Source organism: Halomonas sp. BDJS001 (genome assembly GCF_026104355.1).
GTDB lineage: Bacteria > Pseudomonadota > Gammaproteobacteria > Pseudomonadales > Halomonadaceae > Vreelandella.
In genome coordinates this window covers 971,669-983,960 of sequence record NZ_CP110535.1, presented here as the reverse complement: position 1 = coordinate 983,960, position 12,292 = coordinate 971,669, and the positions used below count along the sequence as shown (strand labels likewise).

The 12,292-nt window shown below is 58.0% G+C and carries 1 protein-coding gene; it reads right to left on the bottom strand.

The genetic code is table 11. From position 1 onward, the window contains the following. Positions 1 to 18 precede the first annotated feature (18 nt). Positions 19 to 12,249, bottom strand: coding sequence for a non-ribosomal peptide synthetase (locus OM794_RS04630; RefSeq protein WP_226248065.1), 12,231 nt, complete (start codon positions 12,247 to 12,249; stop codon positions 19 to 21). Positions 12,250 to 12,292 lie beyond the last annotated feature (43 nt).

Sequence of the window (12,292 nt, the reverse complement as noted above, 5' to 3'; positions counted from 1 at the left end):
CTCCCAAACCCCGTGACTTCATTGACCGACCAACTCGGCATCGGCACTTGCTACTTGAGCCTCTTCCAGCGCCGAACGCTCATAGATGTCTCCCATCGCTACCACGATCTTGCGTGGCCCCTCGTAGGGATCCCGGGCATGGGCCGCTAACATGTTGTCGACCATCACCACATCGCCCCGGCGCCAGTCGAAGCGCACGGCACAGGCTTCGTAGGCCTCGCCGACAACCTTCATCATCTCGTCGCTAATCACGGAGCCGTCGCCGAAATAGACATTACGCGGCAGGCGCTCCTGGCCAACCATGCCAAGCAGGTCTTCTTTCACATCAGGCTCAAGGCAACTGACGTGGTGGAGCTGCACCTGATTGAAGAACACCCGGTCACCGGTCACTGGATGAGTGACTACCGCAGGGCAGCGCGTGCGTGTCTGCAGCTCATCGTCCCCAAACCACTGCCACTCGATTCCCGCTTCTTTGAGCCGCGCCTCCACTTCCTCCTTGCTATCGGTTTTGAAAAAGTCTTGCCAGCTCACGTCCAGGTTGCGGGTGAAGGTGCGCACATAAAGCAGCCCTTTACGCTCGAACTCCTCCACAACATCGACGGGCAGTTGGCGCAACATCTCCCGGCAGTCAACGATCGGGGTGGCACCTCCCACGGGAGAAGGGAATTCGCAAAAGAACAGTTGCTTGCGCGGCCAGCGCTCCAAATGCGAGCTTTCGTTGTGATAAAGAATCATCTGGCGCTCGGGATAGGGGGTTGAACGGTAGGTATTGCGCCCCCCTTCTTTCTTGGGCAGGTCACCATAATTGCCGTAAAGTCCCGGCTGGATAGCCTCGGCAAAGGCTTCAAACTCTTGCGGTGTGGTCAGACCAAAGTTACGGAACAGAATGCCTGCATGCGTGCGTAAGTGTTGCTCAATAAAGTCGCGCTGGGAGGTTGCCCACGCCACCGCATCAAGGTCAGGATCCGTCGCTTCGATCACGAGAGGAAAGACCCTTTTTTCGTCGAGCAGCGCCGTTCGTATCGGTGAGTCACTGTTGGTCGAGGGGCGCGCACCTGGCTGGGATTTCAGGCTGCCAAGCTTGTTGAGTTTGGAACCTTTTGAAAGCTTGTTTTGCATAGCGTGTTTCTCCATTTGGGGTAAGCGAAACTCCTCGACGGGCGTGTTGGGAGCTTCCACGATCTGCGCTAGTAGCGACTGCCAGGCACCGGTTAAGTGCTCAATGGTTTCGCGTCGGTACAATGCGGTGGCGTAGACCCACTCGACTGATAGTCCGGTGTCACTCTCATTGACGAATATCGCCATATCGAACTTCGACTCTTGCCGAGGCTGAGGCATTACCTCCACTTCCAAGCCCGGAATTGAGAACCGCTCGGTTGGCGTGTTTTGTAGTACGAAGAGGGTTTGTATCAGGGGGGAACGGTCGCGCTCACGACCAATCCCCGAAAGCTCGACAATTTTGTCGAAGGGAACATTTTGATGATCGAAGGCATCCAGCACGCTGGTCTGTACTTGCTCAAGCCAGTGGCCGAAATCAATCTGGCCATCAGATAAACGAGACCGCAGCGGGATTACATTGACAAAAAAGCCAATCAACGGCTCAACATCGGGATGGCTACGGCCAGCGACATCGGTTCCCACAATCAGGTCGTGTTGACGGGTCTGGCGATGCATCAACAGCTGAAAACTCGCCAATAGAAGCGTAAATAGCGTGGTGCCACGCTGTGCGGCAAGCTTGTTCAACGCTTGTGATAGGTCTGGACTCAGTGTCATGCTCAGGGCACTACCGGCATGCGATATTTGGCTGGGCCTAGCGAAATCCCCCGGTAGTGTTGAGAGCGGAGGAGCATCACTTAGATAGCGACGCCAGAAGGTTGCACTTTGCTCGAAAGCCTCTCCCGACAATGCTTTCTCATGCCAAGCGGCGTAGTCCACGTACTGGATGGGGAGATCGGTCAACACATCTTCACCTTCTCCGATAAGCGCCTGATAGGTAGTGACGAACTCCTTGATGAAGACAGCTTCTGACCAACCATCAAATACAATGTGGTGAACACAGAGCAGCAGCAGATGCGACCGTGGTGCCAACCTAATTACGGCGGCACGGAGAAGCGGCCCCGAGGAGAGATCAAATGCGCGCTGGGCATGCTCCTCCATAAGCCACCGGGCTTGATCACGCTGTTGGTCGCTCTCCAGGTTAACCAAGTCGACCCATTCAACCTCCATAGGGTTGCCGGATGCGACGACCGCAACCGGTTCACCCTCTTCGTTCTCTGGGTAACGGGTACGCAGTACTTCATGGCGATCTACAATTACGTCAAACGTTGACTTAATCGCTTCTGCATCAAGCCTCCCTGTGAGGGTTAGAGCAGCGGACATATTGTAGGCAGTTCGCTCGCGGGTAGAGCCTGCCAGCCGATCAACCATCCATAGCCGCTTTTGGGCCGGGGACAATGGCATTTCCTCACGCCGAGGGATGGAAGTTAGTGGCTCTCCACCAACCATGTCATTCATACCGGTAGAGATAAGGGGGGCCAATTCGCACAGAACCGGGGACTTAAATAATTCACGAAGAGCCAAGCTATGCAGGCCTGCCGCTCGTATGCGTGCAAGCACCTGCATTGCCAACAGAGAATGACCGCCTAGCTCAAAAAAGTTGTCGTGGCGGCCGACCCGCTCAACGCCCAACACCTCAGCCCAGATTGCCGCTAGCGTTTCTTCCGACTGCCCCTGGGGAGGCTTGTACCGTGTGCCACTGGTCAAGTCAGGCTCAGGTAGCGCCTTGCGATCCACCTTGCCGTTGGGGTTCAGTGGTAACGTATCGAGCGTGACCACGACTCCCGGCACCATATAGCGCGGCAGTCGCTGCCCCAGCGCCTCACGCAGTGAACTAGTGTCGAGTTCAGTGTCGGCCTGGGGCACCACATAGGCCACCAGCCTCAAACCACCGGGGCCTTCTTGAGCGACTACCACTGCCTCGCGAACCTCTAGATGAGAGAGTAGTTCGGCTTCGATCTCGCCAAGCTCGATACGCAGGCCGCGGATCTTCACTTGGTGATCGAGGCGGCCCAGGTACACGAGCCGACCATCTTCCCGCCAGCGCACCAGATCGCCGGTGCGGTAGAGACATTCGCCCTGCGCAAATGGATCGGCGACAAAACGTTCTGCGGTAAGGTCAGGGCGGTGCAGATAGCCCCGTGCCAACCCAATGCCTCCGAGATAGAGCTCCCCCGCAACTCCCGGTGGCACTAAGTTAAGATCTCCATCCAGCACGTAGGTGCGGATACCGGCGATGGGTTGACCGATAGCTACGTGGTTGCGCCCATCGTCTTGGCAGGCCCAGTGAGTGACATCAATGGCCGCTTCGGTGGGGCCGTAGAGGTTGTAGAGCCCCGCGTGAGGCAAACGAGTGAGTACCTGATTCTGCAGTTCGGCCGGCAGCGCCTCACCGCTGCATACCAAGCGTGTCAGACTGGTGCAGTCTTCAACCTTGCCATGAGCCAATAAGGCTTGAAGCATTGAAGGTACAAAGTGCAGTGTAGTGATGTTATGGCTACGGATTAGCTCGACCAATTGTGCCGGTTCGCGATGGGCTCCCGGCGGCGCCATCACCAGCCGCGCCCCCTGCATCAGCGGCCAGAAGAACTCCCACACGGAAACATCGAAACTGAATGGCGTTTTCTGCAGCACCGCATCGTAGGTCGTCAGCCCATAGGCGTCTTGCATCCACTGCAGGCGGTTGGTCAGCGCGTGATGACGGTTGGCCGCACCCTTAGGACGTCCGGTAGAACCCGAGGTGTAAATGACATAGGCGAGATGTTCACCGTGCAGTGCCACCTCCGGGTTGGTTGACGCATAATGCGCCACGTCCAATTGATCTAGCTCGATAACGCCAAGGCTCTCAGACACCGGCAACGTATTGCGAAGGTGCTGTTGGGTAAGCAGCAGCTCAATACCGCTGTCTTCAACCATATAGGCCAGACGTTCGCTGGGGTAATCCGGATCCAACGGTACATAGGTGCCCCCCGCTTTAAGAATGCTCAGCAGCCCCACCACCATCTCGATGGAGCGCTCAACAGCGATGCCTACTCGAGTCTCAGGTTGTACGCCTAAACCAATCAGATAGTGGGCCAAGCGATTGGCCCGGGTGTTAAGCTCGGCGTAGCTGAGATGCTGATCATCGAAAATGAGGGCTGTCGCTCCAGGCGCCATATCGGAACGACGCTCAATCAAACGATGGATCGGGGCTTCCCATTCGTAATGCTCATCATTGACGCTCCACGTCTCAAGCTGTTGCTGCTCAACGTCACTTAACCAGTCAATGTCACCGACTCGGCGAGTAGCCGACTCACTCAACTGTTTCAGCACTCCCACCAGATGCTGGATCAATATCTCGGCAGCGGCATCATCTAACTGTGACCGTGAATAGCCGCAGCAAAGCTCCAACGCCTCCTTATGGAAGACGACCAGCGTGACGGGATAATTGGTTTGCTCGCGGTTATCCACTTCGCCGAACGTCAGCCCGCCTGGCAAATTCTGGTGTAACGCGGCATCAACGGGATAGTTCTCGAATACCACCAAGCTATCGAACAGTGCCTGGCCACCCTGCCCCGCCCAGCGTTGGATTTCGTATAGCGGCGTATGCTCATGCTCGCGACTCGCCAAGTTTTGTGCCTGTAACTGGCACAACCACTCGTTGACGCGAAGCGAGGGGTTCAATGAAACAATGACTGGCAAGGTATTAATAAAGGGGCCGATCAAGTTTTCTGCTGCCGGTAGCTCAGCGGGTCGTCCAGCCACGGTAGCTCCAAAACAGATGCTATCTTGCCCCGTATAACGTGCCACCAGCAGCGCCCAGGCACCTTGCATTAAAGTATTGAGCGTTATGCGAGTCGCTTTGGCGAAACCCTCCAATCGTTGAGTGGTCGTGCTATCCAGTGACAGGGTTATCTCTTGATGCCCAGCCTGCGCTTCATGGGGTCTAGGCATTGCACTGACGAGATGCGTAGGCGCATCGAGATGCTGTAATTGGTCACGCCAGTAGGCTTCACTGGCATCAGCGTCACGGCACTGTAGCCAAGCGATGTAATCCCGATAACGCCCCTCTGTAGGTGGCAGCGCCGCCCCGGCGTAACAGCGCAATACCTCGCCCATCAGTTGTGAAGTACTCCAGCCATCCAACAGTAGATGGTGGCGCGTCCAGATAAAGCAGTGCCGGGAGCCTGCGATTTTCACCAACGCCAAGCGCATCAGCGGCGGCGCCGTCAGATCGAATGGTGCCCGTTGCTCCTCGGCCAGCCTCTCAAGCGCGCCTGACAGATCCTCTCGTTCTCGCCAATCCGCTTCGAACCACGGCAACTCGACGGTGCGTGCTACCCACTGCAGCGGCGTTCCAGCTCGCTCCAGGAAGCCGCTGCGCAATATCTCATGGCGCATGAGTACGTTTTGCCAGGCGCGCTGGAAGCGTTCGACATCCAGGTCGTCAATTTCTACCTGCAACTGGTTCAGATAGGCTGAATCTTGGTAATCGTAAAGGCTGTGGAACAGCATGCCCTGCTGCAACGGAGATAGTGGGTAGAGATCCGCCAGTTGATCGGTGGCAACAGGCAAGCCGTCCAACTGCCCTTGACTCAGCCCCGCCAGCGGGAAGTCCGAAGGCGTTGCGCCACGAACGCCACTAGCACAGTGCTCAATCAATACCTCTAGTTGCGCTTGGAAGCTTACTTGCAAGGCATGTATCGCTGCCTCGCTGTGAATCTCACGACTGTAATTCCAGTCGAAGCGCAGTTGGCCATCTTGAACCCAGGCCACCACCTCAATCCAGGTACGGCGCTTGCTTTGGGGCGCGCGAGCCTGCCCTGCATTCTCTTTAGCGAGCCGCCAGGCCCCATCGCCCTGTAGGGAGCGATCCAACTGGCCTAGATAATTGAAGGTGACCTGGGGGTAGGCACCACTAACCAGCGCGGGCTCTTCTTTCAAATAGCGCAGCACGCCGTAGCCGAGCCCCTTTTCAGGCACTTGGCGAAGTTGTTCCTTGATGGCTTTTAGGCTTGTACCGGGCTCCGCATTACCTGGGGTCAGGCGAACCGGGTAGAGCGAGGTGAACCAACCTACGCTGCGACTGAGATCGACACCCTCGAACAGGTCTTCGCGACCATGGCCTTCCAGTTCAATCAGTACGCTATCTCTCTCTACCCATTGGCACAGGGCGCTCGATAGTGCAGTGAGGAGCAGGTCATCTACCTGGGTACGATAGGCTTTATGCACCGGCCCCAGCAGTTGCGTGGTGGCCTCGGTAGGCAAGCTGCCAACGAGCGATGCGGTATCGGCGACGGTGTTGCTGCCATGGGGATTCCGTGCCGGTAGGCTGGGCTCTGGCGCTGTGACGAGACTTTCCCAATAGGAGCATTGCTCAGCCAAAGCCTCCGATTTGACATAGTCGGCCAGGGCACGCGCCCACTCATCTAGCGAGGTGGTTGCCGGTGGTAGGTCGACTGTCTTTCCTGCATTTAACTGCGCGTAGGCCGTTTGCAGGTCGTCGAGGATCACGCGCCACGAGACGCCGTCCACCACCAGGTGGTGAGCCACTAGCAGCAATCGTCCGCCGCGCTCGCCTCCCAGTGCCATCCAGATAGCACGGAACGGCCGCGCCAAACTCAGACTGCGTTGCGCAGCATCGGCAGCCTGGGGAATGGCCTGCGCCGGATCCGCATGATCGCTTACGTCCACGTGCTCGAGGAGATCGTCGGCTAGCTTGCCATAGGCTTGTTGCCAGCTATCGCCAACGCGCTCAAAGCGCAGCCGTAAGGCGCTATGGTGATCTACCACTGCCTCAATGGCACGCCGTAGCAGCGCGGTATCTACACCACTGTCCGCTTCCAGCATCAACGACTGATTCCAGTGGTGTGGCTCGGCAAAGTTCTGCTCGAAGAACCAGCGCTGTACCGGCAGCAGAGCAAAGGAAGCAGCCTTATTGGGCGCAGCCGCTTGTTTAGGAGCGGTAGCAGCCAAGGGCGTGGCCATCGCCGCCACTGCGGCAATGGTCTGCCCTTCCATCAACTGCTTGGGCGTTACCTTGTAGCCACGCTTACGCGAGCGCGCGACGATCTGCAAGCTGAGGATGGAGTCACCACCCAACTCAAAGAAGTTGTCGTTACGCCCCACCTGCTCGCAGCCGATTACGTCAGCCCAGACCTCTGCCAACGTCTCTTCTACTTCTCCCTGGGGCGCCTCGAAGGCTTTATCACTACCGGCTTGCACCGGCTCGGGCAGCGCCTTGCGATCCAACTTGCCATTGGCGGTTAGCGGTAAGGCATCTAGCCGTACTATGGCACTGGGCACCATATAGTCCGGCACGCGTTCGCCAAGCTGCGGGAGTAACGCGGCGTCATCAACGTCGCTCCCGGCTGCCATAACCACATAGGCGTACAGTTGCGCGCGTCCTTCCTCATTTTCCCGCGCTACCACTTCGGCCTCCGAGACCCCTGGCTGGTCGCGCAACAGGGCAGCGATCTCGCTCGGCTCCACCCGATAGCCGCGAATTTTGACCTGATCATCCACACGGCCAAGAAACTCCAGGCTACCGTCGGCCAGTTGGCGCGCACGGTCACCGCTGCGATAGAGCCGTTCCCCTGTATGGAAAGGGCTGGCGACGAAACGCTCCGCCGTTTGCCCCAGGCGCTGTAGATAGCCTTGAGCCAGTCCCGGCCCGCCTAAGTAGAGCTCCCCAGCTACTCCCTTCGGCACCGGATTAAGCCAGGGGTCAAGTACCCAGGCCTGAGCATTGGCCAGCGGTGTGCCGATCGGCAGTGTGCTGGCACCTCGATCGGCCATTTCGGCTTGTTGGGTGAGAACCCCTACCGTGGTTTCAGTGGGGCCGTAGTGATTAAGCACCCGGCAGGCTGGCTTGAGTTTGGCGATACGTTCCAGCAGCGCCCAGTCGGTCGCTTCGCCGCCCAGAATCAGGTGCTCGTGAGGAAGCACGTCAGCCGGAGTTGCAGCACTCAGCAGTGCCCGCAGGTGGCTGGGCACAATCTTGAGCACATCCACCTGCTGTTCCCGCATATAAGCCGCAAAGGCATCCGGGTCGAAAGCGCACTCGGGGGAAATGAGGTGCAAGGTACGGCCGGTGCACAAGGCACCAAACAACACCGTATGCCCCAGATCCGCCGCCACCGTCGACACCATAGCCAGGTTGCGGGCATCCTCTGGTAGCGCCAGCGCCTCCAGAACGCCCTGCACATAATTGGCCAGAGCACCGTGACTCACCGCCACCCCCTTGGGCTTGCCCGTGGAGCCAGAGGTATAGATCACATAGGCGGTCTGCTGGGAATGGATGTCGGGCAGTTTGTGTTCTACTGCAGACGGAATATCATCGGCAAACGCCAGTTCCATTACCGGAACGTCACCGCTCCAGTCGCAAGCCGTGCAGCTCAGCATTAAGCGAGCGTCACTATCAGCCAGTTGATAGGCCAAGCGCTCGCTCGGCAGTTGTGGATCAAGCGGTACGAAAGCCCCGCCCGCTTTGATTACGGCGAGGATACCTAGCACGTACTCGCACGAACGCTCAGCGTGAATGGCAACACGCACCTCGGAACCAACGCCTTTTGCAATTAGTGCCTGTGCCAGACTCTGGGCTTGGGCATCTAGGCTGGCATAGGTATAACGGTACTGCCCATCGTTTACGGCTAACTCATCAGCATGAGCTGCCACCACTTTCGACAGCAGGGTGGGTATATCCTGGGTGAGAATCTCGCTTTGGTTTCCTTCCAGCACGGAGATAGGCTCAGGTAGCGACAGCATCGCCGTGTGAGACCGCGGATCAGCGACGACCTGCTCGGCCAGGAATCGGAATGCCTGGCAGAAACGCTCGATCGTGGTGGCATCGAATAGCTCTGCGGAGTAAGCGAATAGACCTGCTATTCCCTCAGGCTCATCGCAAAAATCGAGACTCAGGTCGAAGTGAGCAATGCCCGTGAATACCTGCTCAGCTTGAACGGTCAGGCCAGCCACGTGGCGCTCCGCCTGCCACATTTCCTGCTGAGTGCACTTCACCTGGAACAGTGGATGTACACCCGGTTGACGTTCGAGTTGGAGCGCTTCGACTAACTGATCGAAGGGGACATCCTGATGCAGTTGGGCATCAATCAGGGTAGCGTTCACCTCGTCTAACAAACGTTCGAAATTTCCAGTGGGATCAATCTGAGTGCGCAACACAACGACATTGATAAGGTACCCAATTAAGCCCTGAAGCTCGGTTTTATGCCGATTGGCAATCGGCGCCCCTACCTTGATATCTGTCTCACCGCTAAAGCGATGCAGGGTCAGCTTTAGTAGTGCCAAGATCACGGTGTAGAGCGAAACGCTTCGTTCACGAGCTAGGCTACGTAGCCGCTCGCTCAACTCATCGGTAAGCGTAAAGCGCAATCGGCCTTCACTCGGTGCGGACAGCGCTTGGCGTGGGCGATCCAACGGCAATGCTAGCGGGGAATGATCCCCGGCGAGGCGTTCACACCAGTGAGCAAGTTGGCTCTGTCGCTCACTACTGTGCTGCTGACGCTGCTGCCAAACCGCATAATCTGCGAACTGTACTGGCAGTGGTGCAAGCTTGACTTCTTGCTGTGTGCACGCGCCCTCATAAAGTGCACATAGATCATCGATGAGCACCTGTACTGACCATCCATCGCCAGCAATGTGGTGCTGCACGACAGCTAACACATGGTGCTCCGTGGACAAGCGGTAGAGTGCGATGGTTAAGGGAGGTGCCTGATCCAGGTCAAAAGGCTTCCGGGCCAGTTTGGTGAGTGCGTCATGCAGTGCCTGCTCCCGTTCATCCACGGTATCACCGGGCATCTCGTTACAAATCAACTCAGGATGCCAATCCTGCGCTAGCCGCTGAACAGGTTCTCCCGCATCACTCAAGGGATAGTAAGTACGTAAAATGTCATGGCGCTGCACGAGATCCTCCAGCGCTGCATTGAGCGCTGTTGGCTCCAACACCCCCTTGAGATGCAGTGCCCCTGCCATATTGTAACCAGCGCTCTGGGGATCGAGCTGCCACGTCAGCCATAGGCTGCGCTGTCCTTCCGACAGCGGTATGTCGCCTTGACGCTGATCATCTTCAAGACGGGGGATGGCCGTCCCTGGTTGATCCGATGGTGCCGCCAAACGTGCTTCGATAGCGTTAGCCATGGCAGACAAGCGCGGTTGCTCGAACAGCGCGTGCAGAGATAGCTCGACGCCCCAGTGATCACTGATGGCGGCAGCTAGGCGCACCGCCGCCAGAGAATTACCCCCGCTAGCAAAGAAGTGGGCATCTTTTCCCAACGGCTTTTCCTTGCCGTCCCCCAGCACCTGGCACCAGAGCTTCGCCAACGCCTGCTCCGTTTCGCTCCCTGCTTCCGCAGTAGAGTGCGATGACTTTCCTCCGCCCTCAGCGTCACCACCGCTGACAAAACGCCCAAAGGCGTGAATGGCGTAGGCATCCAGGCTACCCGCCTCCCAGCCTTGGCGGCAGGCGCTGCGCTGTAGCTTTCCGCTGGAGGTTTTGGGGAGGCCACCTGGGTTGAGCAGTAGCACTACAGAAAGTGGCTCGTGGCAAGCGCTCCCCACCGTCTCGCTTAGCGCTTCGACCAGCTTCTCGGCGGGCACTAGCTTCTGTATGCCGCGGGAAACTTCTGCCGCGACGCCAATCCCCTCGGCGCCTTCCGGCGTGGTCACTGCAAAGGCCGCCACGCGCCCTTTGCGCACTGCGTCCACCTCGGCTTCGATAGCGCTCTCGATATCCTGGGGGTAGACGTTATGGCCGCGCAGAATGATCAAATCCTTAATACGCCCAGCGATATACAGCTGCCCTTCGTGCAGAAAGCCTAGATCGCCGGTGCGCAGCCAGCGATCATCGCGGGCGTCGTGGTTCTGTGCATCAGTATCATCGGTGCGCTGCCAACTGACCCCATCGCGGGTGACAAAGGCTTGCGCTGTAGCTTCTGGGTTCTGCCAATACCCGTGCGCCACGCTGGGCCCGTTGACCCAGATCTCGCCGACGTCACCACTGGGCAGCGAGTGAAGCCCCTCAGGATCGACAATATCGATAGCGTGACCGGGTTCCGGTGTACCGCAGCCCACCAGGGTGTTGCCTTTAAACGCTGAGGCAGCCTTTCCCTCGGCCAGCAACTGTTGAGAAAAAGCCGTGCCCACCACGCCTGTACCGCGCGAATTACAGCTAACCAATAGCGTTGCTTCGGCCAAGCCATAACAGGGTGCTGCGGTATCAGCGGAAAAGCCCGCTGGGTGGAAGCGTTCGATAAAGCCAGTGAGGGTATCGTGGCGTACCGGCTCGGCGCCTGAGAACGCAACCCGCCAGCTGGATAAATCGAGCGCCTCAAGCTGCTCGTCGCGGATACGCTCAAGACACAGCCGATAGGCAAAATCGGGGCCACCGCTAATGGTGCCCCGGTGGCGGGAGATCGCTTCCAGCCAGCGTACCGGCCGCTGTAAAAAGAAGGTGGGGCTCATCAATACCGCGGGAATGCCGCGATAGATGGGCTGCAGCAGGCCACCGATCAGCCCCATGTCGTGGTAAAGCGGCAGCCAACTGATGAAAACATCGTCGGCACCAATCGAGAAGCCTGTCTCGATAGCACGCTCGTTCGCCATCAGGTTGCCATGGCTCACCATCACCCCCTTGGGTGTAGCTGTGGAGCCTGAGGTGTACTGTAAAAAGGCGATATCACTACGCTTTGGGTGATGCTCGACCCAGTGTTCAGCGCGGCTCTCATCTACAGCATCCACGGGGATCAATTCCGCACTGCCGAAGCCTTCGCTCGCCGATGCGACCACATCGATAATCGTTGTAGAGGTGAGCACACAGACGGCCTGGGAGTCGGCAGCAATAGCGAGCAGGCGCGCCAGATGCTGCTGCTTGGCCGACTCTGGAGGGAAGACCGGCACGGCAATCACCCCGGCATATAGGCAGGCGAAGAACGCCACCACGTAGTGCTCATCGTTATCCAGCAGGATCAAGGCACGCTCACCCGCCGGGAACCGCTGCTGTAGCTCGCTGGCCAAAGCACGCGAACGCCGCTCCAAGGTGGCGTAATCAAGGGTAGTTTCGCCTTGAGCGTTCACCACAATCAGCGCCCTGTCATGGGGCCTTTCCTGAGCTAAGCGACTTAAATGCTCAACGAAGCTGTGGTTAGCAACGTTATGGGATGGGTGGCTGTTCATTGTCTGGGCGTGCCTAATATTCATATGCGTACCTGCTGGAACTCCTGGCCGTGAGATGAGGCGTTAT

Excerpts from the sequence above, each read along its gene's own strand:
- OM794_RS04630 (WP_226248065.1), bottom strand. The coding sequence starts at position 12,249 with ATGAATATTAGGCACGCCCAGACAATGAACAGCCACCCATCCCATAAC.